Origin of the sequence: Kitasatospora sp. GP82, assembly GCF_029892105.1 — a bacterium.
In the GTDB taxonomy this organism is placed as follows: Bacteria; Actinomycetota; Actinomycetes; order Streptomycetales; family Streptomycetaceae; genus Kitasatospora.
In genome coordinates this window covers 145,031-171,207 of the sequence record NZ_JARZAJ010000008.1, presented here as the reverse complement: position 1 = coordinate 171,207, position 26,177 = coordinate 145,031, and the positions used below count along the sequence as shown (strand labels likewise).

The 26,177-nt window shown below is 70.4% G+C and carries 27 protein-coding genes; 14 read left to right on the top strand and 13 right to left on the bottom strand.

Annotation, left to right across the window (positions count from 1 at the left end; genetic code table 11):
* Positions 1-25 precede the first annotated feature (25 nt).
* Genes P3T39_RS10965 through P3T39_RS10955 form a run of 3 tightly spaced genes read left to right on the top strand, consistent with a single transcriptional unit; the run spans position 26 to position 2,396 of the window.
* A complete protein-coding gene (locus P3T39_RS10965; protein ID WP_280697265.1) occupies positions 26-880 on the top strand; it encodes an ATP-binding cassette domain-containing protein in 855 nt (284 codons plus the stop codon).
* Positions 880-1,947: a metal ABC transporter permease gene (locus tag P3T39_RS10960; RefSeq protein ID WP_280697329.1), complete on the top strand. Its 1,068-nt coding sequence runs from the start codon at positions 880-882 to the stop codon at positions 1,945-1,947. Before P3T39_RS10965 ends, P3T39_RS10960 begins: the two co-directional genes overlap by 1 nt.
* A 35-nt stretch (positions 1,948-1,982) precedes the next feature.
* Positions 1,983-2,396: a Fur family transcriptional regulator gene (locus tag P3T39_RS10955; RefSeq protein WP_280697264.1), complete on the top strand. Its 414-nt coding sequence runs from the start codon at positions 1,983-1,985 to the stop codon at positions 2,394-2,396.
* An 88-nt stretch (positions 2,397-2,484) separates the two neighbouring features.
* Here the strand turns inward: P3T39_RS10955 and P3T39_RS10950 are convergent, their stop codons facing one another.
* From P3T39_RS10950 to leuA, 4 genes are all read right to left on the bottom strand, one after another.
* Positions 2,485-3,315 (bottom strand): isoprenyl transferase, encoded by an 831-nt coding sequence (locus P3T39_RS10950; RefSeq protein WP_280697263.1) that lies wholly within the window; start codon positions 3,313-3,315, stop codon positions 2,485-2,487.
* A 5-nt stretch (positions 3,316-3,320) separates the two neighbouring features.
* Positions 3,321-4,067 (bottom strand): DNA repair protein RecO, encoded by a 747-nt coding sequence (recO, locus tag P3T39_RS10945; protein ID WP_280697262.1) that lies wholly within the window; start codon positions 4,065-4,067, stop codon positions 3,321-3,323.
* Positions 4,068-4,255: 188 nt separating this feature from the next.
* Complete coding sequence (locus tag P3T39_RS10940; RefSeq protein WP_348534326.1) at positions 4,256-4,768, bottom strand: TerB family tellurite resistance protein; 513 nt, start codon at positions 4,766-4,768, stop codon at positions 4,256-4,258.
* 358 nt (positions 4,769-5,126) lie between these two features.
* Positions 5,127-6,908, bottom strand: coding sequence for a 2-isopropylmalate synthase (leuA, locus tag P3T39_RS10935; protein WP_280697260.1), 1,782 nt, complete (start codon positions 6,906-6,908; stop codon positions 5,127-5,129).
* Positions 6,909-7,220: 312 nt separating this feature from the next.
* On the opposite strand from leuA, the gene P3T39_RS10930 reads away from it, so the two are divergent.
* Positions 7,221-8,240: a M4 family metallopeptidase gene (locus P3T39_RS10930; RefSeq protein WP_280697259.1), complete on the top strand. Its 1,020-nt coding sequence runs from the start codon at positions 7,221-7,223 to the stop codon at positions 8,238-8,240.
* Between the two features lie 87 nt (positions 8,241-8,327).
* Entirely contained in the window at positions 8,328-8,630 is a 303-nt protein-coding gene (locus tag P3T39_RS10925) for a protealysin inhibitor emfourin (protein WP_280697258.1), read from the top strand.
* A 45-nt stretch (positions 8,631-8,675) separates the two neighbouring features.
* Here the strand turns inward: P3T39_RS10925 and P3T39_RS10920 are convergent, their stop codons facing one another.
* The 3 genes from P3T39_RS10920 to P3T39_RS10910 form a co-directional block, all read right to left on the bottom strand.
* Positions 8,676-9,380: a response regulator transcription factor gene (locus P3T39_RS10920; protein ID WP_280697257.1), complete on the bottom strand. Its 705-nt coding sequence runs from the start codon at positions 9,378-9,380 to the stop codon at positions 8,676-8,678.
* Positions 9,370-10,440: a histidine kinase gene (locus P3T39_RS10915; protein WP_280697256.1), complete on the bottom strand. Its 1,071-nt coding sequence runs from the start codon at positions 10,438-10,440 to the stop codon at positions 9,370-9,372. Before P3T39_RS10915 ends, P3T39_RS10920 begins: the two co-directional genes overlap by 11 nt.
* A 381-nt stretch (positions 10,441-10,821) precedes the next feature.
* Positions 10,822-11,727 carry an AfsR/SARP family transcriptional regulator gene (locus tag P3T39_RS10910; protein WP_280697255.1) on the bottom strand — a complete coding sequence of 302 codons (906 nt, stop codon included), beginning with the start codon at positions 11,725-11,727 and terminating at the stop codon, positions 10,822-10,824.
* 244 nt (positions 11,728-11,971) lie between these two features.
* Here P3T39_RS10910 and P3T39_RS10905 point away from each other — a divergent pair, with 244 nt between their 5' ends.
* The gene (locus P3T39_RS10905; protein WP_280697253.1) at positions 11,972-12,664 is read left to right on the top strand and encodes a methyltransferase; all 693 of its coding nucleotides are present in this window, start codon (positions 11,972-11,974) and stop codon (positions 12,662-12,664) included.
* Between the two features lie 91 nt (positions 12,665-12,755).
* Here the strand turns inward: P3T39_RS10905 and P3T39_RS10900 are convergent, their stop codons facing one another.
* Positions 12,756-13,415, bottom strand: a complete 660-nt coding sequence (locus P3T39_RS10900) for a MerR family transcriptional regulator (protein ID WP_280697252.1) — start codon at positions 13,413-13,415, stop codon at positions 12,756-12,758.
* A 261-nt stretch (positions 13,416-13,676) separates the two neighbouring features.
* Between P3T39_RS10900 and P3T39_RS10895 the strand changes: the two genes are divergently transcribed.
* The 6 genes from P3T39_RS10895 (at position 13,677) to P3T39_RS10870 (ending at position 19,445) form a co-directional block, all read left to right on the top strand.
* Complete coding sequence (locus tag P3T39_RS10895; protein WP_280697251.1) at positions 13,677-14,726, top strand: AfsA-related hotdog domain-containing protein; 1,050 nt, start codon at positions 13,677-13,679, stop codon at positions 14,724-14,726.
* A gap of 10 nt (positions 14,727-14,736) precedes the next feature.
* On the top strand, positions 14,737-15,390 hold the full coding sequence (locus P3T39_RS10890) for an HAD family phosphatase (protein WP_280697250.1): 654 nt from the start codon (positions 14,737-14,739) through the stop codon (positions 15,388-15,390).
* Between the two features lie 48 nt (positions 15,391-15,438).
* Positions 15,439-16,143, top strand: a complete 705-nt coding sequence (gene fabG, locus P3T39_RS10885) for a 3-oxoacyl-ACP reductase FabG (RefSeq protein WP_280697249.1) — start codon at positions 15,439-15,441, stop codon at positions 16,141-16,143.
* A gap of 47 nt (positions 16,144-16,190) precedes the next feature.
* Positions 16,191-16,631 carry an ester cyclase gene (locus P3T39_RS10880; RefSeq protein ID WP_280697248.1) on the top strand — a complete coding sequence of 147 codons (441 nt, stop codon included), beginning with the start codon at positions 16,191-16,193 and terminating at the stop codon, positions 16,629-16,631.
* 206 nt (positions 16,632-16,837) lie between these two features.
* Entirely contained in the window at positions 16,838-18,274 is a 1,437-nt protein-coding gene (locus P3T39_RS10875; RefSeq protein ID WP_280697247.1) for a DHA2 family efflux MFS transporter permease subunit, read from the top strand.
* 103 nt (positions 18,275-18,377) lie between these two features.
* Positions 18,378-19,445, top strand: coding sequence for a hypothetical protein (locus tag P3T39_RS10870; RefSeq protein ID WP_280697246.1), 1,068 nt, complete (start codon positions 18,378-18,380; stop codon positions 19,443-19,445).
* Between the two features lie 81 nt (positions 19,446-19,526).
* Here the strand turns inward: P3T39_RS10870 and P3T39_RS10865 are convergent, their stop codons facing one another.
* The 5 genes from P3T39_RS10865 to P3T39_RS10845 all read right to left on the bottom strand — a co-directional run bounded on the left by P3T39_RS10865 (position 19,527) and on the right by P3T39_RS10845 (position 23,148).
* Positions 19,527-19,943, bottom strand: coding sequence for a MaoC/PaaZ C-terminal domain-containing protein (locus tag P3T39_RS10865; RefSeq protein WP_280697245.1), 417 nt, complete (start codon positions 19,941-19,943; stop codon positions 19,527-19,529).
* On the bottom strand, positions 19,940-20,389 hold the full coding sequence (locus tag P3T39_RS10860; RefSeq protein WP_280697244.1) for a MaoC family dehydratase N-terminal domain-containing protein: 450 nt from the start codon (positions 20,387-20,389) through the stop codon (positions 19,940-19,942). Before P3T39_RS10860 ends, P3T39_RS10865 begins: the two co-directional genes overlap by 4 nt.
* 131 nt (positions 20,390-20,520) lie before the next feature.
* Positions 20,521-21,621, bottom strand: coding sequence for a beta-ketoacyl synthase N-terminal-like domain-containing protein (locus P3T39_RS10855; RefSeq protein ID WP_280697242.1), 1,101 nt, complete (start codon positions 21,619-21,621; stop codon positions 20,521-20,523).
* Positions 21,622-21,656: 35 nt separating this feature from the next.
* Entirely contained in the window at positions 21,657-22,880 is a 1,224-nt protein-coding gene (locus P3T39_RS10850) for a beta-ketoacyl-[acyl-carrier-protein] synthase family protein (protein WP_280697240.1), read from the bottom strand.
* Positions 22,873-23,148, bottom strand: a complete 276-nt coding sequence (locus P3T39_RS10845) for an acyl carrier protein (RefSeq protein WP_280697238.1) — start codon at positions 23,146-23,148, stop codon at positions 22,873-22,875. Before P3T39_RS10845 ends, P3T39_RS10850 begins: the two co-directional genes overlap by 8 nt.
* 221 nt (positions 23,149-23,369) lie before the next feature.
* Here P3T39_RS10845 and P3T39_RS10840 point away from each other — a divergent pair, with 221 nt between their 5' ends.
* Positions 23,370-24,326 (top strand): ACP S-malonyltransferase, encoded by a 957-nt coding sequence (locus P3T39_RS10840; RefSeq protein ID WP_280697237.1) that lies wholly within the window; start codon positions 23,370-23,372, stop codon positions 24,324-24,326.
* 48 nt (positions 24,327-24,374) lie between these two features.
* Complete coding sequence (locus P3T39_RS10835; RefSeq protein ID WP_280697236.1) at positions 24,375-26,009, top strand: NAD(P)/FAD-dependent oxidoreductase; 1,635 nt, start codon at positions 24,375-24,377, stop codon at positions 26,007-26,009.
* Positions 26,010-26,177 lie beyond the last annotated feature (168 nt).

The following is a 26,177-nucleotide window of genomic DNA, read 5'->3' as shown; positions in this document are numbered from 1 at the left end:
GAGACACCAAGAGGACACCCCACCCATGAGCTCTGTCATACCCGACACGGCGCAGACGGGCTCCGGCCAGGCGCGGCATCCGCTCACTGCGGACACCGCGCCTGCGGCCGTCCGGCTCAGCGACGCCGTCGCCTCCATCGAAGGCCGCCCGGTCCTGCGCGGCATCGACCTCACGGTGCAGCCCGGCGAGGTGGTCGCACTGCTCGGTGCCAACGGCTCGGGCAAGTCCACCACCGTCAAGACGGTGATCGGTTCGGTCCCCTTGGAGCGCGGTGGGCTGGAGCTGTTCGGCAGCCCGTACGCCAAGTTCAAGGACTGGCACCGGATCGGCTACGTTCCGCAGCGCACCACCGCCGCAGGCGGAGTGCCCGCGACGGTCCGTGAGGTGGTCTCGACCGGACGGCTGCCGCAGCACCGGCTGCTGCCCTTCCGCCGCAAGGACCGGGAGGCCGTCGACCGGGCGCTGGACGCCGTCGGGATGCTGGACCGCGCCGAGGACGGAGTGGCCAACCTCTCCGGCGGCCAGCACCAGCGGGTGCTGATCGCCCGTGCGCTGGTCGGCACCCCGGACCTGTTGATCATGGACGAACCGATGGCCGGGGTGGACATGGCGAGCCAGCAGATCCTCGCCGGCACCCTGCGCCACGAGGTCGGGCGCGGCGCCGCCGTCCTTCTCGTCCTGCACGAACTGGGCCCGCTGGAGCCGCTGATCGACCGGGCCGTGGTGCTCCGCGACGGCCGCGTCACCCACGACGGCCCGCCCCCGAAGGGCGCAGGGCAGCACGCCGCGCCCGGACACGAACCCGATTCTCTGGCACACCAAGGCTGTCACCCGCACGCGGACGACGACCACCTGACGACCCCGAGGCTGCTGGCATGATCGAGATGCTCAACTACGACTTCATGCAGCGGGCACTGATCGCCGCTGTCCTGGTCGGCATCACCGCGCCCGCCGTCGGCGTCTACCTGGTGCAGCGGCGGCAGGCCCTGATGGGTGACGGCATCGGGCATGTCGCACTGACCGGTGTCGGCCTCGGCTTCCTGTTCCAGACCAGCCCGATCTGGATGGCCGTGCTGGTCTGCGTGCTCGGCGCGATCGTGATGGAACTGGTCCGCTCCCGCGGCAAGCAGCGCGGCGACATCGCACTCGCGATGCTCTTCTACGGCGGTATGGCCTGCGGAAAGCTGCTGGTCAGCATGAGCGCCCAGGCCGGCAGCGGCAGTCTGGAGAGCTACCTCTGGGGCTCCATCCTGACCGTCTCCCCCTCGGATCTGACCACCATCGCGGTGCTCGGCATCGCGGTGATCGCGATCACCATCGGGCTGCGCCGCCAGCTCTTCGCGATCTGCCAGGACGAGGAGTTCGCCCGGGTCACCGGCATCCCGGTACGCGTCCTCAACCTGCTGCTCGCCGTGACCGCAGCCGTCACCGTGACCGTGGCGATGCGCGTGGTCGGGCTGCTGCTGGTGAGCGCACTGATGGTGGTCCCGGTCGCGGCGGCCCAGCAGCTCACCCGGTCCTTCGCCGCCACCCAGGCAGCCGCGATCGCCCTGGGGATCACCGTCGCGGTGGCCGGGGTGGCCGGTTCGTACCAGGCCGACGTGCCGTCAGGACCGGCCATCGTGCTGCTCGCCATCGCCATCTTCGCCGTCTTCAGCGCGATCGCCGCACCTCTGGCCCGCCGCCGCCACCGCGCCGCCGCCGAGCACGAGGTCCACGAGGTCCACGAGGTCCACGAGGTCCACGAGGTGGCACTCCCCACCCAGAGCAGTCACAAGCAGAGCGGTCACAAGCAGGGCGATCACAGCCGGAGCGCGGACGCACGGAGCGGCCACAAGCACAGCGACCAGACGCAGGAAGGCAGTGAGCGGACGCCCGGCAGGGAACCGAGTGCGAACGGAGCGCGGAAGAGCGACCCGATCGCCAGTACGGGGCTGGCACAATGAGGTGCGAGATGAACCCACCCCCAGGAGGACCCACGGTGACCACCGCAGGCCCGTCGCCGCGCGCCCGATCCACTCGGCAGCGAGCCGCCGTCTCGGCGGCCCTGGACGAGATCGAGGACTTCCGCAGCGCGCAGGAGCTGCACGACATGCTCAAGCACCGGGGCGACTCGGTCGGGCTGACCACGGTGTACCGCACCTTGCAGTCGCTGGCCGACGCCGGTGAGGTGGACGTGCTGCGCACCGCCGACGGCGAGGCGGTCTACCGGCGTTGCAGCAGCGGGCACCACCACCACCTGGTCTGCCGCGAGTGCGGCGCCACCGTGGAGGTCGAGGGGCCGGCGGTCGAGCGCTGGGCCAACACGGTGGCCGCCGAGCACGGTTACACCGATATCGCCCACACGCTGGAGATCTTCGGCCTGTGCGGGGAGTGCTCCGCCAGGAAGGGCTGAACACTCCGTAGGCAAGGCATGCGCAAGGGGCTCGGGAGCAGCTGCTCCCGAGCCCCTTGCGCATGTCCGTACGACTGTCCCACCGGCGTCAGCGCTGGGCAGGGACCTCGGCGGCGACCTCGTTGGGGATGGCACCGCCGAAGCGGCGGTCGCGCATCGCGAACTGCTCGCAGGCCCGCCACAGGTCCCGGCGGTCGAAGTCCGGCCAGAGCACGTCCTGGAAGACGAACTCGGCGTAGGCGCTCTGCCAGAGCAGGAAGTTGGAGGTGCGCTGCTCACCGCTGGGGCGCAGCAGCAGGTCCACGTCCGGCATGTCCGGGTGGTAGAGGTACTTGGCGATGGTCTTCTCGGAGATCTTCGCCGGGTCCAGCCTTCCGGCCGCCACGTCCCGGCCGATGGCCGCCGCGGCGTCCGCGATCTCGGCCCGGCCACCGTAGTTGACACACATGTAGAGGGTGACGGCGTCGTTCTGCTTGGTCTGCTCCTGGGCGACCTGGAGCTCCTGGACCACGCTCTTCCAGAGCTTGGGCATCCGCCCGGCCCAGCGGATCCGGACGCCCATGGCGTCCAGCTCGTCGCGGCGGCGGCGGATGACGTCCCGGTTGAAGTTCATCAGGAACTTCACCTCCTCCGGGGAGCGCTTCCAGTTCTCGGTGGAGAAGGCGTACAGCGACACGTTCTTCACACCGAGCTCGATCGCGCCCTTGAGCACGTCGAGGACCACCGACTCGCCGACCTTGTGGCCCTCGGTGCGCGGCAGTCCGCGCTCCTTGGCCCAGCGGCCGTTGCCGTCCATCACGATCGCGACGTGATTGGGGACAAGCTCACCGGGAAGCTTCGGGGGCCGGGCGCCGCTCGGGTGCGGGGCCGGGGGAACGTACTCGCGCTGCTTACCGCCGAAGAGCCGTCGCGCTGCCATGCTGCTCACTTCTCCACGTATCTCATCGAGCGGATTCCCCGCTCCAGGTGCCACTGCAGATAGGCGGCCACCAGCCCGCTGCCCTCCCGCCAGTACCGAGGCTCGCAGTTGTCCGCCGTCTGCCAGTCCCCTGACAGCAGCGAGCCGAGCAGTACCAGTGTCTCAGGGGAGGGTACGGCACTTCCAGGCACTCGGCAGTCCGCGCAGAGCACTCCGCCCGCCTGGAGCGAGAAGAAGCGGTTCGGTCCCGGCAGACCGCATTTGGCGCAGTCGGTGAAACTCGCGCCGTATCCGTTGACCGCGAGCGACCTCAGCAGGAAGGCGTCCAGCACCAGGTGCGACTCGTGCAGCCCGGCGGCCAGCGTGCGCAGCCCGCCGACCAGCAGCAGGTACTGCTGGACGGCGGGCTCGCCCTCGTTCTCGGCGAATCGTTCAGCCGTTTCCAGCATGGCCGTACCGGCGGTGTAGCGGCCGTAGTCGGTGACGATCGAACCACCGTACGGAGCGATCGTCTCCACCTGGGTGCAGAGCGGGAGGGTGCGGCCGATCAGGTCGGCGCCCCGGCTGAAGAACTGCACATCGACGTGGGAGAAGGGTTCCAGGCGGGCGCCGAACTTGGACTTGGTCTTGCGGACGCCTCGGGCCACCGCGCGTACCCGGCCGTGCTGGCGCGTGAGCAGGGTGATGATGCGGTCGGCCTCGCCCAGTTTCTGGGTGCGCAGAACCACGCCGTCGTCGCGGAAGAGACTCATCGACGCACCCCGGTACGGGAGTCGAACAGTGTGGCCATCCGACCATTCTCCCGCACTCGGGAGCAGCTTCGGAGCCGCTTCGGAGCCGGTGGGCCCGACCGCCCGACGGCAGCCGCAAGCCCGCACCCTGGTCCGGCGTGGGGCTGCCCTGCGCCGTCCTGGGCTGTCCTGGGCTGTCCTGGGCTGTCCTAGTGCGGTGCGCCCGCTGCGGCCCGCAGCAGTTCGCCGACCCGGCCCTCGCCGAGCTTGAGGCAGCGGCCGACGGCCGCCAGCGCGGCGCGTTCCTGCGGCAGGTAGCGCCCGTCCGCCAGCGCGACCGAGGCACCCTGGAGCACCAGGCGCTCGCGGCCCTGCTGAGCGAGGTGCGGAGCCAACGGCTCCAGTGCGGCGTGCAGTTCGATGGTGAGGCCGCTGCCGTGGCCGTCGAGGTCGAGCGGTCCCTCGCCGCTGAGGCCGGTGAGCGCGGCCAGAGCGGCCAGCACCTGGGCCTCGCCGCAGTCCTCGAAGCCGGCCTCGCGGATCGCCGTACAGGCGGCCTCGCGGGCGGCCCGGCCGGTCGTACCACCGGCGGCCAGCACGGCGAGCGCGACGGTGTACTGGGCGTCGCGGAGCATCGAGCCGAGGCGGACGCAGGTGACCTGCTCCAGGGTCTCGACGCCGTACCGGCCGTGGCAGCTGGTGCACTGCACGCTGCCGATCACGGGACCGAGCGGAAGCACCGGGGTCCCGAGCAGTCGCAGCCACCGCCGACCGTGCTGCCGACGGTAGTTGCGGTCCCCACCGCAGCCAGGGCAGAAGAAATCACCGAGGACGTCCGTCCGCCAACGAGGGCGGACACCCCACAACCCTGTCACGGCGCCACTCCCCAGACACGGCAGGCGGCCTGCGCATCAATGGGCAGGTCACGCGACCGGACGCCATGAGCCGTCCCACCGACCCCGGTTCCGGTGGATAGATGCTGCCATGGTTACGAGGATGTGTCAGCACCCCGAACGGGTAAAAATGTGGCGTGGAACACATCGTACGGGGGGCCACCGTTTCCGGTGCCCCCCGTACGAACTAGCCGCGCTGGGCCCGGTTGACGGCGCTGATCATCGCCTTCAGGGAGGCCAGCACGGTGTTTCCGTCGATGCCGACGCCCCACAGCACCTTGCCGTCCACCGCGCACTCGACGTAGGCGGCCGCCTGGGCGTCGCCACCCTCGCTCAGCGCGTGCTCGGCGTAGTCCAGCACCCGTACGTCCACGCCGATTCCGGCCAGGGCGTTGACGAAGGCGGAGACCGGGCCGTTGCCGGTACCGGCCAGGGTGACCGGCTGTCCGTCGACCACGGCCTCGGCCGACAGCGCGTCGCGGCCGTCCTCGGTGGTCAGGCTGCGCGAACCGCTCAGCGCGATGCGGCCCCACGCGTTGGCCGGGGTCGGCAGATACTCGTCCTGGAAGACCTCCCAGATCGCACCCGGGGTGACCTCGCCGCCCTCGGCATCGGTCTTGGCCTGGATGATCTTCGAGAACTCGATCTGCATCCGGCGCGGCAGGTCCAGCTTGTGGTCGTTCTTCAGGACGTAGGCGATACCGCCCTTGCCCGACTGGCTGTTGACCCGGATGACCGCCTCGTAGGAGCGGCCGACGTCCTTCGGGTCGATCGGCAGGTACGGGACGCCCCAGGTGTACTCGCCGACCGGAACACCGGCGGCCGCGGCGTCGGCCTCCAGTGCGTCGAAGCCCTTCTTGATGGCGTCCTGGTGCGAGCCGGAGAAGGAGGTGTAGACCAGGTCACCGGCGTAGGGGTGGCGCTCCGGTACGACCATCTGGTTGCAGTACTCGTAGGTACGGCGGATCTCGTCGATGTCGGAGAAGTCGATCATCGGGTCGACACCCTGCGAGAACAGGTTCATCCCGACGTTGACCAGGTCCAGATTGCCGGTCCGCTCGCCCTGGCCGAACAGGCAGCCCTCGACCCGGTCGGCACCGGCCATGATGGCCAGCTCGGCCGAGGCGACCCCGGTGCCCCGGTCGTTGTGCGGGTGCGAGGACAGGCAGACGAACTCGCGGCGGGACAGGTTCCGCGACATCCACTCGATCTTGTCGGCGTAGACGTTCGGAGTGGAACGCTCCACCGTGGTCGGCAGGTTGAGGATGATCTCGCGGCCCTCGCCGGGCTGCCAGACGTCCATCACCGCCTCGCAGACCTCCAGCGCGAAGTCCAGCTCGGTGTCGATGAAGATCTCCGGCGAGTACTCGTAACCGAGGACCATCCCCTCGCCCAGCAGCTTCTCGGCGTACTCCATCACCAGGCGGGTGCCGTCCACGGCAATGCCCTTGATGTCGTCCTTGCTGCCCTTGAAGACCACCCGGCGGAACAGCGGCGAGGTCGCGTTGTACAGGTGGACGGTCGCGCGGGGCGCACCGACCAGGGACTCCACGGTGCGCTCGATCAGGTCCTCGCGAGCCTGGGTCAGCACCGAGATGGTGACGTCCTCGGGGATGGCGTTCTCGTTGATCAGCGAGCGGACGAACTCGAAGTCGGTGGCCCCGGAGGAGGGGAAGCCGACCTCGATCTCCTTGTAGCCCAGCTTCACCAGCAGATCGAACATCTTGCGCTTGCGGGTCGGCGACATCGGGTCGATCAGCGCCTGGTTGCCGTCGCGCAGGTCGGTGGACAGCCAGCGCGGAGCCGCGTCGATGACCCGGCTCGGCCAGGTGCGGTCCGGCAGGTCGACGGCGCCGAACGGCACATAGCGGTGGAACGGCATCCCGGAGGACTTCTGCTGCACCGTGGCGGCGGTGATCGGGGTGGGGCGGTCGTTGAACGCGCGAGCGACGGCGGACTGCTCAGTCATGGAGGAGAGTCTCAGCTTTCCCGAATCGGTGGCGGGCTGGCCGGGGCGATCGACACCCGGTCTGGCCGACTACTGCGCCGCATCGGAGAACGGGCGCAACACAGCTCCCCGCGGCAAGGGAGCCGGCCTTCGTGGACTACAGGCCCTCGCCGCGGCAGCTAAGAAGAAGCAGCCCGTAACGCATGATGTTGCCCAATGTAGCCCAGGCGACCCCGTGCGGGCAGTGAAGCAGGCCACGATTCCATCCCTTGAGACGGACCGATCCCCGACAACCCCGTGACAACCAGTCATCGATGCCTCACCCTTGGTGACATGAGACCGGTAGCCCACTACTGCACGATCATCCCGCCCTACGTCCTCGACCAGCTCGCCGAGCAGGGCCACGAACCCGCCCAGCGCTCGCTGGCCCTGGACCTCGCGCACCGCGCCGCCCGGCTCCAGGCCATCGCGCCCACTCCCCCGGCCCACCACCTGACCCGCACCATCAGAGACGCCCACCACCTCCAGCAGGCCCCCGGCAAGCCGGTCCGCCTGGAGGGCCGGCCGCCGGCCAGGGACGGTTCCGTCAACCGCGCGTACGACGGCCTGGGCGCCACCTTCGCGCTCTACGAGAACATCTACTCCCGCAACTCCATCGACGGCAACTGGCTGCCGCTGGACGCCACCATCCACTACGGACAGCACTACGACAACGCCTTCTGGGACGGCTCCCAGATGGTGTTCGGCGACGGCGACAACGTGATCTTCACCGACTTCACCGCCTCCGTGGACGTGATCGGCCACGAACTCACCCACGGCGTCACCCAGTACACCGCCGCTCTCGACTACCACGACCAGCCCGGAGCCCTCAACGAGTCGGTCTCGGACGTCTTCGGCTCGCTGGTCAAGCAGTACGCCCTGGGCCAGAGCGCTGCCGCCGCGGACTGGTTGATCGGCGCCGGGCTGCTCGCCCACGGTGTCCAGGGCGTCGCACTGCGCTCGATGAAGGCCCCCGGCACGGCCTACGACGACCCCCGGCTCGGCAAGGACCCACAGCCCGCCCACCTGAACGACTACGTGGACACGAGCGACGACCAGGGCGGGGTGCACATCAACTCCGGCATCCCCAACCACGCCTTCTACCTGCTCGCCACCGCGCTCGGCGGCAACGCCTGGGAGCGGGCCGGGCAGATCTGGTACGACACCCTGACCGGCGGCCGGCTCACCCACGACGCCGACTTCACCGCCTTCGCCAAGGCCACCGTGGCCGCCGCCAAGGCCCGCTACCAGGACGAGTCGGTGGCCAACACCGTGACCGCCGCCTGGTCCCAGGTCGGCATCAGCACCACCTGACCCCTCCCCGCCGATCCCGCCGGGCAGCGGCCGCACCGAGTCGGCCAAAATGCAGCACATCCCACCGGCGCGTAGCAGACTGGCGCCATGCGTATCCAGGTGACCAGGACCGGCGGCCTGGCGGGCCGAACCCAGCGCGCAGGGTTGGACACCGCCGACCGCTCCGACGCGCCGCATGTCCACGCTCTCGCCCGCGAGGCCGTGGCCGGCGGCCTGCGCGCCCCCTCCTACGGGGTGCCGGACGGCTTCCACTACGAGATCACCGTGGACGGGCGCACCGTCTACTGCGCCGACCCCAAACTGACCGACTCCCAGCATGAACTGGTCTCACTGGTCCTGCGCGAGGGCACCGCACAGCCCGTCCAGCGCGGCCTGGCCGGCGGGAACTAGTGCCGTTCCCAACAGCCTTGGGCACGACGTCGGCCATGCGGCCCCTCAGGGAATTCCCGCGCCCGCGGACATCGCATGGCTGCGCTGGGGCGGCACGACCGGCGACTTGATGAGCTCGGCAGCCACCGCCTTGTTGACCGCGTCGATCCGCGAGACCGCACCCAGCTTCTCGAAGATGTTCCGCAGGTGCCGCTTGACCGTGCCCTCGGTGATGCCCAGCAGCACGGCGATCTGACGGTTGCTCAGCGCGGCGGCCACATGCTCCAGCACGCCGAGCTCACGCGAGGAGAGCCGGGCCACGGGCGGGGTGGGCTCGGCGGCCGGCGAGAAGCTGGTGCGGGAGACCGAGACCGTCACCTGGTGCTCGTCGGCCGCCGCCGTGCGGATGGTGGAGACCAGCGACTCCCGCGAGACGCTCTTGTGCAGATAGCCCCGGACCCCCAGGGCGAGCAACTCCTGTACCAGCGGCTGCCCGTCGTACATGCTGAGGATGATCAGACGCAGCCCGGGGAACCGGCTGAGCAGCGTCCGGGCCATGGTCTGCGGGTGGCTGCCCGGCATCTCCACGTCGAGCAGGACGACGTTCGGCCGGTACGCGGCCACCAGCTCGGGCAGCGCCACGCCGCTGCCGGTCTGCGCCACCACCTGCATGTCCTCCTCGGCATCGAGGAGTTGGCAGAGCGCGGTGCGCAGCAGCGTGTGGTCGTCGGCTGCCAGGATACGGATCGGCGACGTCCGGTTAGGCGGCATCGGCCCACCCCGGCAGCGGAATCGACATGGCGACCCTGGTCCCCACCAGCGGGATGCCGCAGATGGCGGCCATCCCACCGAGCAGCTCGATACGTTCGGTGATGGACGTCAGCCCGTTGGCACCGGCCTTGAGCGCGGCGGGGACGTCGAAGCCGACGCCGTCGTCCACCACGCTGACGGCGATCGAGTGCGCCGTGATGGCGATGTCCACCCAGATCCACTCCGCATGCGCATGCGCCAGGGCGTTGCGCAGGCACTCCCGTACGGCGAGGAACACCTCGTCCAGAACGTGCTGCGGCGCCCACGACTCGTCGCCGGTGATGTGCAGCTCGAACTCGGGGCGTGCGATCCCGGCCGAGGCGAGGAAGAGCTTGAGCGCCTGCTCCAGCGAGCCGGCCCGCTCCTCGCGCCGCAGAAAGGTGACGATGTCCCGGATCCGCTGCAGGGACTCGACCAACGATTCCTTGGCGGCGGCGAGTTGGGTGTCCGCGGGCCGGCTCTCGGCCGACCGGTCGGTGGCCGGACGCAGATGCTCGAACAGCTCCAGGTGGCGCATCGCCAGTGAGACGGTGTTGCCCAGCTCGTCGTGGATGACCCTGGCCAGCGAGCGCTGGGCGGTCTCCTGGGCCCGGTTGATCCGTTCCAGCAGCACCTGGTCGTGGCCGACCACCGCCGTCTCCAGTCGGGTGGCGATGCTCTGCTGCAAGGACCCGGTGGCGAGGGCCAGTTGGTCGATGCCGCCGGGCCGGCCGTCGGCGACGGCGGCCAGCTGCTCCAGCACGAGCCGGAAGAGTACGGACCCCGCCGCGACCGCGTACCGGGGGGAGATCCCGGCCGTGGCGCGACGGCGGTCCAGCTCGGTCGGCTGCGCGCCGCCCGCCCACTCCCGGGCCCGGCCCGACTCCAGGCTCAATTCGCAGTCGGCGATGACTTCCCGGGCCTGCTGCGCCGTCTCCTGCCAGACCTGCTCGTCGGCCACCAGCGGATTCCCGTTCCGGAACAGCTCGTCCCGGAAGCGGGTGAGAATGTGCGGTGCGCTCGCATCCAGTACGGACGCCATGGCCGAACCGACTTCTGTGCCTGTGTCACACCCCATGTCGAACCACCCCCAAGGCTCCACAGAATATCCCCGTTGTTCACCTGAGTACTGGTCGGCCAGACACCAATTCCCGGCACTGACCGCTGACTTCGCTGCCTCGGCAGCACAGTCCGGTTCTTCGCGCAGCTCCTCGGACGCGGGGGGAGATCCGAGAAGCGAATTGACACGGCCTGGCGACGAGAACAGCCGTACCGGTTTTCTACAGCCCCGTAGCATACCGTCGTATTGCTGTATCCCTGTAGTATTTGCGCGCTCAGGAGGACGGCGTGATGGGTAATCAGCGCATTCCACCCCTCCGCTCCCCATCATGTGGATAGCGGCAATTACCAAAACCCAGAATCACTATCCATCACTTCCGGGCAAGATCGCAACCCTGGTCCTACCCTGACCTGCCCCGGACGAACCCGCTCCCAACCTGCGCGGCGACGGCTGCGCGACTGCAGTCCACCGGTGCAGTCTGCCGCCCCGGGGCGGCCCGCCCCAGCGCTCATGACTGGAGAGGATCTCGTACTGGAGCTGCCGGATCTCCGGTGAGGGCTCGAGCCCGAGTTCGCGGTCGAGCAGCAGGCGGAGCTCGTCCACTGCCGCAAGCGCGTCGGCACGTCGGCCGGAGCGGTGAAGGGCGTCGATCAGGCGGGCGTGGTACCACTCGTTCAGCGGGTGGGCGGCGACCAGGTCGCGGAGTTCGGCGACCAACTCCCGGTGCCGGCCGAGGCGGAGGTCCACGTCGATACGCAACTCCAGGGCCTCGGTGTGGAGTTCGGCGAGCCTGGAGACATGTCCGGCCAGCTGCTGGCCGGACAGTACGTCGGCGAGCGGTCGGCCGCGCCAGAGCGCGAGCGCCTGGGCGAGCCGCGCACGCGCTTCGGCCAGACGGCGCTCCTCGATCAGTGCCCTGCCCTGGGCGACCAGCCGGCCGAAGTGCTGGAGATCCAGCTGGTTGTCTCCGAGCCGGAGCAGATAGCCGGGCGGGCGGGTGACGATCAGCTCGTCGGCCGGTCCGGCCCCCGCCGGATCGGCCTCGGCGAGCAGCCGCCGCAGGTGGTAGAGGTGCGTACGGACGGTGGACAGCGCCGCATTCGGCGGCTCACCGTCCCAGAGCTCCTCGGTGAGGGCGTCGACACTCACCAGCCGGTTGGCATTGAGCAGCAGTAGGGCCAGCACCTTGCGGACCTTGGGCCCCCGGGGCGTGCAGTCCGCCCCATCGGCCGTCAGTTCCAGGGCGCCGAGAACGCCGAAGTGAATCATCTCTCCCCCGTTGCAGTCGATCGACCGCGGTCGGCGCCGCCTGGCGCCGGACCCAGGCTAGGCAGCCCGAGGGCCGCACTGGCAAGGCCGGTTGAACGCAAGAGGGAGCACGCCATACCCCTTTGGAGACATGACCGGCCGGTAGGGGAACCTCCGGCGCCTACCCTGCGTAAGACTGTACGGATCCTGGTAATGTCCACTATCCGATAGTCGAGGTATCTATCTTTCGTCTCGGGTGGGGGCCATGATTGATCTGATGTTCGCCAAGGAGTTCTTCCGGACCCATCGGGAGACCGGTGCCATCGCGCCCAGCAGCAACGGCCTGGGGCGGGCCCTGGCGCGGTACGTCGACAGGAGCCGGGAACCGGGGAGGGCCTGGGGCGGCGGGAAGGGGCTCGGATTCGAAGCGGGCCGCGGGATCCTGGAGGTCGGGCCCGGCACCGGCACCGTGACCAGGCACATCGTCCGGGCGCTCGGCCCGGCGGACACCCTCGACCTGATCGAGGCAAACCCGCGCTTCGCCCGGCGGATGGCCGACGGCCTCAGCCGTGACCCGGTGCTGAGCCGTGCGGCCGACCGGGTGCGACTGCACTCCGGCTTCGTCCAGGACCTGACGCTCGGACAGTACGACGCGATCGTCTGCGGGCTGCCGTTCGCCAACTTCGACGCGGAGACCGCCGGCACCATCTTCGACCGGTTACTGGGGGCGCTGGCTCCGGGCGGGACGCTCTCGTTCTTCGCCTACGCGGGCGTGCCCGCACTGCGGCGATCCCTCACCACCGGGCCCAGCAGGATCCGCACACTCGGCGTCCAGTCGGTGCTGGACCGAGTGCTGACTGAGCATCGATTCGCGCAGGACTTCGTACTCGGCAATCTGCCGCCCGCACGGGTGCACCACCTCCGCGTCAGCACGGCACTCCTCCCCGCCGCGATCTGACGGTCGGCCGTCCGTACATCCGGGGGCGCTGAGGCGTTGCTTGACCGACTGCGGGCAGGCCCCGCGCCCCCGGGTTCGGTACGGGAAGGGATCAGCCGGCCGCCTCGGCCCCCTCGGTCGGGGCAGCCTCCGTGAACGAGCGGTGCGAGGCGTCCTCCTGGGTCAGCCGCCGCAGCGCGGCCATCAGCGCATCGCCGAGCACTGTCCCGAGCACCGCCCCCTCGACCTGGCTGTCCGGCTCGGAGCGGCCCGCGACCACCGCGACCTCGGCGGCCGAGAGGCGCTCGGCGGCCGACGCGTACTCGTCGAGGATGTCGAGCAGGTCCTCCTGGCCGAGGTCCTTGAAGGTCGCCACGATCTGGGTGAGCGTCAGCCAGGCCGGGTTGCTCGGCTTGACCCGCCAGCCCCGGTGCTCGATCAGCTCGGCCACCAGCTGGTCGGCCTCCTTCCAGGCCGTGTCCTCGCCGGCCGGGACCTTGGCCGTGACGGCGGACTGGGCGACCCCGAGCATCCCGTGCAGGGTGTTGCCCGGTGCGTCGATCGCGTTCAGCACCTCCCGGGTGGAGGCGATGGAGAGCTTCCCGACGTCGAGCATCGCCCGCACCAGCTTCAGCCGCCGCACATGCGCATCACCGTACTGGGCCTGATTGGGACTTGTCCGCTCACCGACCGGAAGCAGCCCCTCCCGCAGGTAGTACTTGATCGTGGGCACCGGCACACCGGTTCGGCTGCTCAACTCCCCGATTCGCATCGTCTCTCCTGTCCGGACTGTCCCGCTCCACCCGCCTGCCGGTACACCCGCTACAGGCCAGGCCATTATGGATAGCATATGTCTCCATACTGCGCCCGCTCCAGCCGTCTGCACCGGCGCCCACCGGACCCCGAGGTGGGCGCCGCTGCACGTCCCGGGCCGGTGCGACTGCTTTGATCCGGCTTGGACAGCGGGTTGACCCCCTTCGGCCAAGGTGGAGTCCGTAGCGAAGGGGCCCACTCCCGGAGGGAGCAGCAACCCATGCCCACAGAGCTCGAACCTGTTGTCCAGCCCACCGGGCTCAGCTTCGGCCGTACGGTCGAGCGCGCCCTGGTGCACCGCACGGCAGTGTCGGAGGTGTTCGTCACCGACGTCCAGCAGCTGGGTGAGTCGACCGTCCGGTCCGGAGCGCAACTTCCGCTCAACCACGGGTACTTCAGCGATCACCTGGCGCGTCCCGCGCTCTTCGACCCGCTGCTGCTGCTGGAGGCCGGCCGGCAGGCCGGGATCGCCGGCTCGCATGCGCACATGGGACTGAGGCCCGGTACGGCGATGATCGTCGACAACTTCACCCTTGCGCTGGACGAGCCTGCGGCCCTGCTGATCGGACGCGTCCCGGCCGAACTGCGGATCGACACCGAGTACTCGGGCAAGCGCTCGCGCACCGGTCGGGTCCGGCGTGGCCGGGTGGAGCAGCAGTTCTTCATCGACGACACCCGGGTGGGCGAGCATGCGATGGACGTGCTCTTCGTCAACCAGCACGAGCACGAGATACTGCGCCACTCCCAGCGCGGCACCCCCGCGCCGTACACCTCGGACTATCCCGACCTCGCCCCGCAGGGCCAGGTCGCGGCCGAGGCGGTCGGCCGGGCCAACCCGCTGAATGTGGTGCTGGCCCGGCCCCGGGTGGCGGGCGGCGTGCTGCACGCCCTGGTCACCCCGAGGTTCGGCAACCGCTCGCTCTTCGACCACGACTACGACCACCTGCCGGCCGCCGTGCTGGTGGAGGCCGCCCGACAGCTGGCACTGCTCGCGTTCGGCGAGTCCACGGGTCCGGCGGCGGTTCGCGAGACCCAGGTCGTCCGCCTGGACGCCTCGTTCGGCCGCTTCGCCGAGCTGGACACCCCGGTGACCGCCTCGGTGCGGCTCCCTTGCGGCGGCCCGCCCTCGGGCACCGGGCGCCGGGACTTCGCCGTCGGCTTCAGCCAGGCCGAAGAGCCGATCGCCTCGGTGACCATCACCCTGCTCGACTCCGCCCGGCTCGTCCAGGGCCCCGGCGGCGAACCCATGTCCCTGCCCGACACCCAGTGAGGAGGCGGCCGTGAGCAGCCAGGTTTCTTCTACGGCCCATGCCGTCTGGACCGACTTCGGCGGCGTGCTGACCCCGCCGCTGGGCCACACCTTCGGCAAGTTCTGCACCACCATGAAGCTCGATCCGGAAGCCTTGATGGCAGCCCTCGGCAAGGTCACCGCCCGGTACGGGACCGAGGACTTCATGCTCCCGATCGACACTCCGCTGGTCAGCGAGGCCGAGTGGCTGCGGGAGATCGGCGAGGTGCTCGCCGCCGAGCACGGCTACACCGCCGAGCTCACCACGCTGGCCGACATCTGGTTCGACGGCCGGGAGACCAACCACGAGTGGCTGGACCGGCTGGACGGGCTGCGTGCCGCCGGGACCTTCGTCGGAATGCTGTCCAACATGCCGCCCGCCTGGGACGCGCACTGGCGGCGGATGGTTGATCCGGACGAGCACTTCGACGCGGTGCTGCTCTCCTTCGAGGTCGGCCACCGCAAGCCGTCCGCCGGGATGTTCGAGCTGGCCGCCGCGCGGGCCGGGGTACCCGCCGAGCGCTGCGTGCTCATCGACGATCTGGCGCACAACATCGCCGGCGCGCGTGAAGCCGGTTGGCAGGCCGTGCAGTTCACCGATGCGGCGGCTGCCGGGGACGAGCTGGAGAAGCTCCTCGCGGGCTGAACCGCACCTACCCGGCGGAGGGCCGCCATCGCTTGGAGAGGAACAGAGTTGAGCCGTTCCGTACTGATCACCGGCGGGAACCGGGGTATCGGCCTGGCCGTGGCCCGCGCCTTCGCCGCACAGGGCGACAAGGTCGCCGTCACCTACCGCTCGGGAGAGCCTCCCGAGGGCCTGTTCGGGGTGCGCTGCGACGTGACGGACGCGGCGGCCGTCCGGGCGGCGGTCGAGGAAGTCCGGGTCCAGCAGGGGCCGGTGGAGGTGCTGGTGTCCAACGCCGGTATCACCAGGGACCAGCTGCTGGTGGCCATGGCGGACGAGGACTTCCGGGCGGTGATCGAGACCAACCTGATCGGCGCGGTCAACGTCGCCAAGGAGGTCACCACCGACATGGTCAAGGCCCGGTGGGGACGGATGGTCTTCGTCTCCTCGATGAGCGGCTTCACCGGAGCTCCGGGCCAGACCAACTACGCGGCGTCCAAGGCCGCGTTGATCGGATTCGCCCGGTCGCTCGCCCGCGAGGTGGGAAGGCGCCGGATCACCGTCAACGTGGTCACCCCCGGCCTGATCGAGACCGACATGGTCAGGGAGGTCACCGACGCCCGGCGCTCGTACGTAATCGGCCAGACCGCGCTGGGCCGTACGGGGACGCCCGAGGAGGTGGCCGCCGTGGTCCGCTTCCTTGCCAGCGAGGAGGCCGCCTACATCACCGCCGGGGCGATCCCGGTCACCGGCGGCGCCGGGGTCGGCCAGTGACGACAGGTCAATTCAGCAGCAAGTCAACGGAGAAGAGGAGGAGCGACATGCCCGAGAGCGTCCTTGAGATCGCCCACGAGATGGGGCGGATCTTCAACGACCTGGACGAGGAGGTCGCGTACAAGCTGGTCGCCCCGGAGTTCGTCGACTACGAGGCCCCGCCCGGAACCCCCGGCGGCCCCGGCGGCTACCTGGGCACCGCACGCTGGATGAACAGCGTCTTCGAGGGGGCCAACTGGGAGCACCTGGACAGCTTCGCGGACGGCGACAAGGCGGTGATCCGGGTCCGGTTCACCGGCAAGCACGTCGGCAACTTCCTGGGCGTGGAGGCCACCGGACGCCAGGTCAACATCGAGCACATCCACATCTACCGGGTCGAGAACGGCCTGGTCGTGGAGCACTGGGCCTGCCGGCAGGACCTCTTCCTGCTCGCCCAGCTCGGCGCGTTCGAGATCCAGCTGCCGCCCACCGCCGCCCCGGCCGCCTAGGCGGCACCCACCCCCGGCCGCACAAGCGGCGCCCGAGCCGGTCGGGTCGGCGGTACGCGCCGCCGCCGACCCGACCGATCACCCTCCGGCGTCCTCCGCTTGTCCACCCAATTTAGATAGCAGTAGTATCCGGTACCCGATAGCGGAGAGTCCTGGTGGCCGCTTCGGTACCCGCTTTGCTGGGCCGACAAAGGAGAGCAGGAGAGATGGCGAGCAACCGACCGGGGGCGCTGTGGGCCCTGGTGGCGACGTCCGTCCCGATGTTCATGGTGTCCCTCGACAACCTGGTTGTGACCAACGCCCTGGTGGACATGAGCAAGGACTTCCAGGTCCGGCAGTCCGAACTCCAGTGGGTGGTGAACGGCTATGTCCTGGCCTTCGCCGGGCTGCTGCTTGCCGGTGCCGCCCTCGGTGACCGCTTCGGCCGCCGCCGGGTCTTCAACTGGGGCATCGTGCTGTTCACCCTCGGCTCGGCCGCCTGCGGTCTGTCCGGTTCGGTCGGCCAACTGGTCGCCGCCCGGGTGGTGCAGGGTGCCGGGGCCGCGATGATCCTCCCGGTCTCGCTGACGCTGGCCGTGGCCGCCGTCCCGGCGGCGCGGCGGGCACTGGCGGTCGGCGTCTGGGGCGGCGTCAACGGCCTCGGTATCGCGGTCGGTCCGCTGGCCGGCGGTCTGGTCACCGAGGGCCTGGACTGGCACTGGATCTTCTGGATCAACGTCCCGGTCGGCCTGATCGCCGTACCGCTGGCGCTCTGGGCGATCCAGGAGAGCAGGGGCCGCGACCGCTCCCTCGACCTTGTCGGCATCGCCCTGATCACCGGCTCGGTGGTCGGCGCGGTCTGGGGCATCGTCGGAGCCGCCGACCAGGGTTGGGGCGCCACCCGTACGGTCGCCGGCCTCGGCGGCGCCGTCGTCCTGCTGATCGCCTTCATCGCGTACGAGCGGCGCTCCCCCCAGCCGCTGGTTCCGCTGACGATGTACCGGATCCGCTCGTTCATGCTGAGCAACGCCGTCTCGCTCACCATGTACTTCGGGGTGTTCGGCTCGATCTTCTTCCTGGCCCAGTTCATGCAGGGCCCGATGGGCTACTCCCCGTTCGCCGCCGGTCTGCGCACCCTGCCGTGGACCGCGGCGCCGATGGTCGTCGTTCCGATCGCGAGCATGCTGGTGGACCGGGTCGGCGGCGGCATCCTGCAGGCCGCCGGCTCCGCCCTCCAGGCGCTGGCGCTCGGCTGGATCGCCGTGATCGCCAAGCCCGACATCTCGTACGGCGCGCTGGTGCCCGCCCTGGTGCTGGCCGGGGTGGGAATGGGCCTGGTCTTCGCGGCCAACCCCGCCACCGTGATCAGCAGCGTGGCCGAGCACGAGCACAACAAGGCGTCCGGCGTGAACAACACCATCCGCGAGTTCGGCGGCGCGCTCGGCATCGCCGTGCTGACCACCGTCTTCACCCACGGCGTCGACTCCGAGACAGGCAGGGGCGGCAACGCCGGCCAGGCGTTCGTCCACGGTCTGCAACAGGCCATCTGGCTCGGGGTGGCGGTCGTGGTGGTCGGTGCACTCGGCGCCCTGTTCATCCGCAGGCCACAGCCCGCCACCGGGCAGCCGATCGCGGCCGAGCCGCAGCCGGCCCTGGTGGACTGACACCAGACCCACCTCTCCCCCACAGGGCCTGTGGGCCGCCGGGGCGACCCCGGCGGCCCTGCCACCCGTTCCCGAACATCCCTTCACTTCAGAGGAGTTCACCGTGCCTCGCACCCCATCCGGAGCGGCCGCGAGCGGTCGGCCGGCGCTCGGACTCTCGGCCGCCGTGGTCGCGACCGCCGCCGTCCTCGCGCTGACCTCCGCCGTACCCGCGTTCGCCGCACCGACCGCCGCCCCCGGATCGACCGCGGCGGCCGGGCACTGGCGGCTGCCCGGCTCGACGATCACCGCGCGCGGCGCCGACCTCTACCCGGAGAGCGTCGCCTGGGATCCGACCCGGCGGGCCTTCGTGGTCGGCTCGGTCCGCTACGGGACGCTCTCCACCGTCGCACCGGACGGCACCGTCAAGGAACTCGCCCCCGCCTTCGGCATGGTCTCGACACTTGGCGTCAAGGTGGACGTGCCCAGGGGCCGGATCCTGGTCGCCTACACCGACTTCTGGATCCGCCAGGCCACGCCGGTCGAGCAGCCACCCACCTCGGGGGTCGCCGAGTACGACCTCGCCACCGGTCGGCTGCTGCGCCGCACACCGCTGTTCGAGGGCGAGCCGGTCAGCTTCGCCAACGATCTCGCGGTGGACGACTCCGGGAACGTCTACGTCACCAACTCGGGCTCCGCGACCATCGTCAGGATCGACCCGGACGGCCATGCCGCGCCGCTGATCACCGATCCGCGCCTCACCCCCAGGGTGGTCGGCGACAACGGCATCGTCTGGCACCACGGCGGCTACCTGGTGGTGGGCCACTACGAGAGCGGCCGCCTGTTCCGGGTGACCACCAGGGGCACCCCGAAGCTGACCGAGGTCGCGCTGCCGAAGCCGCTCGTCGGCGCCGACGGCCTCACCCTGCGGCCGGACGGCAGCCTGGTGGTGACCCGCAACGCCAACGGCCGGATCTCGGGCATCCCGAACGGAGCCGACGCGGTCACGGTGCTCCGCTCCCACGACGGCTGGCGCAGCGCCCGACCGGTCCGCTCGACGGACCCGTGGCCGGTCGAGGGACCGACGGCCGCGGCCGCCACCCCGTTCGGCACCTACGTGCTGAGCGGGCACATCCCCGACCTTCAGACCGGTCACGGCCCGACGCCGACCTTCACCCTGCGCAGGCTCTGACCGCTGCCCCCCGCAGACGGACAGCAACCGTGCAATGCCCTTGAGGGCATTGCACGGTTGCTGTCCGCGGAGAACGTCCACTCAGACGCGGACGACCACCCTGGTCCTCGCCAGCACCTTCTCGCCACCGCAGCGGACCGTCAGCTCCAACCGCACCCGGGCCTCGTCCAGTACGGCGACCACCGAGCCGTCGACCGTCAGCTCCACACCCTCGTCGCTGTCCGGCACCACCACGGGACGGGTGAACCTGGTGCTGTAGTCGAGCACCGAACCGGGGTTCCCCGTCCACTCGTTGACCGCACGCAGCGAGGCACCCATGGTCAGCATCCCGTGCGCGATCACCCCGGGCAGCCCGACCCCGGCGGCCACCCGGTCACTGTGGTGGATCGGGTTGAAGTCCCCCGAAGCCCCGGCGTAGCGGACCAGACCGGCCCGGGTCAGCCGGAAGGAGAGCGGCGGCAGCGGGGTACCGACCGCGACAGAAGCCTTCCCGTTCACACGACCACCGCCCGTGACACCAGAGTCGACGTCGTCGTGCACACATGCTCCTGCCGCGCGTCGCGGATCTCGGCGCGCAGGGTCACCACGTCGTTGCCGTCCACGGAGGCCACCGCCGCAACCTCGACGGCCACCGTCAACCGGTCGCCGGCCCGAACCGGCCGGGAGTACTCGAAGCGCTGGTCCCGGTGGATCACCCGGCTGAAGTCGAAGCCGAACTCCGGGTCCAGGGTGACCTGTTCCTCCGCGTGCATGGACAGCACGATGGCGAAGGTCGGCGGTGCGATCACCTCCGGGTGGCCCGATTCCGCCGCTGCCGCCGCGTCCCGGTACACCGGGTGCGGCTCGCCGATCGCCCGCGCGAACTCCCAGATCTTCTCCCGGCCGACCTCGTACGGCTCCGTCCTCGGATACCGTCGGCCGACGTACGACGCACTCACAGCCATCACTCACCATCCGTTCCGATGCACTCGTCCGGGGCACCCGCGTCCGCAGAACAGCAGCGGCGCCCACGGGAAGGGGACTCCCGGGACGCCGCCGCTCACGGCCGGCCCCTCACCACTCGGGGAAGTTCGGCTCAAGGCCGCCGTACCACCAGGGCTCCGACGTTTCCGTCGTGCCCGATCGAGGTGACCAGACCGGTACGGGGTCCGGCCGGCTCCTGCGCCCAGAGCGCCAGCAGCGCCGCCAACTGCAGTGCTCCGGAGGCGCTGTACGTCTCGCCGAGCACCTCACCGACCCGCACCGGCGCAGGGAGGCCGCCGAGGGCGCTGCGCACCCCGCGCTCCTCCAGCCGGTTCAGGCCGATGTGCTGGGTGGCGCCGAGTGAGACGGTGTCCACCTCCTCGGGCCGTACCCCGCTGCGCTCCAGCGCCCGCTCGATCACCAGCGCCAGCCCACCGGCCAGCCCGTGCCGGCGGCCGGACGGTTCGGCGGACGGACCGAAGTAGGCGACCTCGCAGCCCAGCAGCAGAGCCAGCGGCGCACGTTCGCCCGGCTCCTCGACCACGAAGACCGCGCAGCCCTCGCCGAGCGCAGCCCGCTCGGCGAGCACACCGGTACGGTGCCAGGCCCAGGCCGCAGGTCCGCTCAACTCCTCGACGCCGCCGACCAGCAGGCGGTCGGCACGGCCGAGGGTCATGGCGATCCTGGCGTGCCGGAAGGCGAAGAGCCCGGCGCTCTGGCCGCCCGCCACGGTCGCGTTGAGGCCCTTGAGCCCGTTGCGGATGGCCACCTGCCCGGCGGCGCAGTTCATCACCGTGTTGGGGAACTGCGCCGGGTTGAGCTGGTACGGCTTCTCCTGCGCCAGTGTGTCGTGCAGCAGCGCGCTGTGGCTGGACACACTGCCGGTGTTGGTGGCCATGACCACGCCCGTCCTGGCCCGCTCCTCGTCCGTCTGCGGCGCGCCGGTCTCCTCCAACACCTGCTTGCAGGCGACCAGTCCGAAGGAGGTGAGGCGGTCCAGGTACCGGGTGCCCTTCTTGCCCAGGTGGTCGGCGACCCTGAAGTCCGCAACCGTCCTGACCGCCCGCGGCGGATAGTCCCCGGCCTCGGGAGCGACCGCGTCGACGGCCCCGCCGCGCAGCAGCTCGCCCAGCGGCGCCAGACCGTACCCGGCCGCCGAGACCACCCCGGCCCCGACCACCGCAAGCGGCTTGACCGCTACCGCCGTTGCCACTGCACCCTCCGCTGTGCCGGCCGTAGGGCGGCCCGTCATCCGAGCCTCCCCAGGATAGTGATCACGTTGTTGCCGCCGAAGGCGAAGCCGTGGTTCTGCAGGATGTTCAGCTCCGCGTCCCGTCCCCGTCCCGGTACGCAGTCCACCCCGGGGCCGAACGCCGGATCGACCTGCACCACATTGGCCGTCGGCGGCAGGAAGCCCTGCTCAAGTGCCTTGCAGCAGGCGATCGCCCCGAAGCCGCTGGCCGCGCCCATGGTGTGCCCTAGCATCGACTTGATCGAGCTGATCGGCGGGATCCTCTCGCCGAATGCCGCCCGTACCGCCTGCACCTCGGTGGCGTCGTTGGTCGGTGTGCCGGTGCCGTGGGCACAGATGTAGTCGATCTGGTCGGGCGTCACCCCGGCGTTGCGGTGGGCCGTGCGGATGCACTCCGCGATACTCGCCGCGTCCGGGTGCACCATGTGCTCGGCGTCGCAGTTGGCCGCGTAGCCCAGCACCTCGGCGTAGATCCTGGCCCCTCGGGCCCGCGCGTGCTCCAGCGGTTCCAGCAGCAGCGCGGCGCCGCCCTCACCGGTCAGGATGCCGGTGCGGTTGGCGTCGAACGGTCGGGGCAGATCCTCCGCCATCGCCCCGAGCGCGTAGAACCCGGCATGGGTCAGCCGGTTCACCGCATCCGCTCCCCCGGCCACCATGAACTCGGCCTCGCCGCTGCGCACCATGTCGTACGCGTACCCGAGCGCGTAGTTGCTCGCCGAACAGGCGGTCGGAATGGTCTGGGCATCGCCGGTGAGGCCCAGTTCACTGTTGACCGCGTTGGCGATCTGGCTGGCCGGCGCCTGTCTGACCAGCCGGGGCTCGATGCTCTTCAGGCCCTCGCCGATCCACTGGCCGGCCAGTTCCTGGAGCACCGCCGACTCACCGCTGGTGGTGCCCATAATGGATCCTGCCCGGCTGCGCGAGAGCAACTCCGGGTCCAGATCGGAGTCCTGGAGTGCGAGCCGGGCCGCCGCCGCGGCCAGCAAGCCACTGCGGCCCCAGTGCCGCAGGTCCAGATTGTGCAGGAGCTCGGACGGCTCGAAGTCGTGCACCTCGCCGGCCCGGCGGCTCGGGAACGCGCTCGCGTCGAAGCTGCGGATCTCCGAGGTGCCGTTGCGCCCCTCCCGGACGGCCGAGGCGAAGACGTCCGCCCCGATACCGACCGGACTGACCGCGCCGAGTCCTGTGATGACGACCCGACGGTGCGGCTGCTCAGCCATCCGTACGCTCCCCCGCGTACTTGGCGACGGCCTCGACCAGCAGCTTCAGGTTGACCAGCTCGCCGAGGTCGGTCTTGGGGATGGTCACCTTGAGCTCGCGCTCGATGCGGGCGACGACGGTGATGAGCGAGAGCGAGTCGCTGTCGTAGTCCTCGATGAAGTGGCCGGTGTCGGTCAACTCGTCGGGCTCCAGCTCAAGTTCCTCGATGACGATCGCGCCGACCTGCTCGCGGTAGTCGATGTCCTGCTCGACGGTCTGCTGGGTCATTCTCATTCCCTCTCGCGATTCGATGATTTCGATGATTTCGGCGACGGAACACAACGAAACGTACGAGTGGCATTACCGGCCCGACAAGGACGTCTGCACCAAAGAGGCACCGGGGGGACCGAAAGTGACATGCTTTTATCGGGATTCGATCCGGCTTTCAATAAGGTCTCGCACAATTTCTCGGAGGTTGTGCGTCGGACATCGAACGGGGAGACAGTGGGATGAGCAGCACACCGACGAGCAGTGCACCGAGACTGGCCCTGATGTTCCCCGGCCAGGGCTCCCAGCGACCCGGTATGGGACGCCCCTGGGCCGACCGTCCCGGCTGGGCGGCGGTGGAGCGGGCGAGCGAGATCAGCGGGCAGGACGTCGCCGCGCTGCTCCTGGACGCGGACGAGGAGACCCTGCGCCGCACCGACAACGCCCAGTTGGCCACCTTCGTCCTGGAGTGGGTGATCCTCGGCGAGCTGCGCGAGGAGATCCCCGCCGTGCTCACCCCGACCGCCTGCGCCGGGCACAGCCTGGGCGAGTACACCGCGCTGGCCGCCGCAGGGGTGATCGGCTTCGACGACGCGGTCCGCCTGGTCGCCGCGCGCGGCCGGGCGATGCGCGGCGCCTGCGCCGGCACACCCGGCACCATGAGTGCCGTACTCGGCCTGGACCTGGGCCGATTGGAGCAGGCCGCCGCCGAACTGCGCGCCGAGGGCGCCAGGGTGTGGGTGGCCAACCTCAACTCTCCGCAGCAGGCGGTACTCTCCGGCGACCCGGAGGGCGTGGCCCGCTGTGCCGAGGCCGCCGAACGGCTCGGCGCCCTGCGCGTCCAGCCGCTCACCGTGGACGGCGCCTTCCACACCCCGCTGATGCTCACCGCACTGCCCGCCTTCGGCCGGGTGGTGGACTCCGTACGCTTCGGCTCGGGCCGCGTCCCGGTGGTGGCCAATGTGGACGGCCGCCCGTACTGGAACCTGGCGCCCTGGCCCGAGCTGCTGAAGCAGCAGATGGTGAGCCCGGTGCGGTGGACCGACTCGGTGCGCACGCTGGTCGGCGAACTCGGCTGCGACCTGCTGGTCGAGATCGGCCCCGGCCGAGCGCTCGGCGGGATGGCCAAGGCGATCGCCCCCGCAGTCCCCAGGCTCTCCATCAGCGAGCCCTCGAAACTCGCATTGCTGCCGGCCTGACCGCGATTCGTCCCATTGAATTCCGAATTGAGCAGGGGGAAATCGTCGATGGCGGGAGAAGACCGCTGGGATGCCGTGGTCATCGGCTCCGGCGTGGGCGGACTGGTGTGCGCGGCCTATCTGGCCGTTGCCGGGCGGCGGGTCCTGGTGCTCGAACAGGCCCCGGTGGCCGGCGGCAACTCCCATGTCTTCCGGCGGCGGCGCGCCTACGAGTTCGACGTGGGCCTGCACTACCTCGGCGACTGCGGACCCGACGGGCTGCTCCCGGCCGTCCTCGGCGGCCTGGGCCTGCGCGAACGGCTGGACTTCCTGCCGATGGACCAGGACGGCTTCGACCGGATCGCGCTGCCCGGCGTCACCGTGGACGTACCCGCCGACCCGGAGGAATACCGCAGGCGGCTCGTCGCCGCGCTGCCCCGGGACGCGGCGGGCATCACCGGGGCCCTGGAGGTCATCACCGGCCTCGGCCGGGAGCGCCGGGACGCGATCACCGCCGCCGCCGACATCCCGATGGCCGAACTGCCCGAACGCTCCCCGCACACCGTCTCCTGGGGCCAGCGGCTCCTGGGCGAACTCTTCGACCACTTCGGCCTCTCCGCCCCCGCCCGCACCGCGCTCGCCGCGCTCTCGCCCAACTACGGCCTCGGCCCCGAGCAGGCCCCCGTCGCCACGCACGCCACCATGACCGACCACTACCTCAGGGGCGCCTACTACCTCAAGGGCGGCGGCCAGCAGCTGGCCGGCTCACTGCTGGAGGTGATCCGGGCGTACGGCGGCGAACTGCGCACCCGCAGCCGGGTGGAGCGCATCCTGGTGGACGGCCGACGGGTCACCGGGGTCGGACTCGCGGACGGCTCGACGGTCCCGAGCGAACTGGTGGTCTCCAACGCCGACTACCGCCGCACCGTCCTCGAACTGGTGGGCGCCGAACACTTTCCGCGCAAGCTGGTCGCCAAGACCCGGGACTCGGTGATGGCCCTGCCCTTCGCCACCGTGTACGTCGCGCTGGACACCGGCCTGTCCGACCGCCCCAACGCCAACCTCTGGTGGTACCGGGGCGACGACATCACCTCGTACTACCGGCAGTTGGCCGCGGACGAGCTCTACCCCGTCCCGTTCGTCTTCGCCTCGTACGCCTCGCTCAAGGACCCGCACTCGCGCCAGGTCTGCCCACCCGGCCACAGCAACTTCCAGCTGATGACGCTCTGCCCGCCCGGCACCGCCCGCTGGGGCGTGGCGGACGGTCCTTCCCGGGAGGGAAGCTACCGCCGCCAGGAGGCGTACCTGGCCGAGAAGAAGCGGTTCACCGAAGCCGTACTGGATGCCGCCGAGGAGGCGATGGGGCCGTTCCGCAGCCGGATCACCCACCTGGAGACGGCGACCCCGCTGACCCAGAAGCGCTACACCCGCTCGACCGGCGGCACACCCTTCGGACTCGCCGAGTGGGGCGGGCCCGGCAGCAGACCCCCCACCCGCACCTTCATCGAGGGCCTGCACGTGGTGGGCACCAACACCCGCTACGGGACCGGGATCACCGGCGCCGCGGTGAGCGGTATCGCCTGCGCGGCGCAGATCAACGGGGAGCGGCTGGTGCACCAGGTGCACTCCGGCCGGGTCCTCGGCGACCCCGCGCGACTGCCGGACCGGCCGGCCGACTGGGACGCACTCGCCTTCTCCCGCTGAACGGCGCCCCTCGGCGAATCCGGGCCCTGCCTCCGCACCCAGCGGGCGGCAGGGCCAGCGCATTTTTCCCCTCCCTCCAACGAGAAGGAATTGCAGGATAGTTGCTACTCGAATGTTCCAACTCCTAGAATTAGAGAGTCCCTTCTGTCGCGAGTGCGAGGAAGTCTC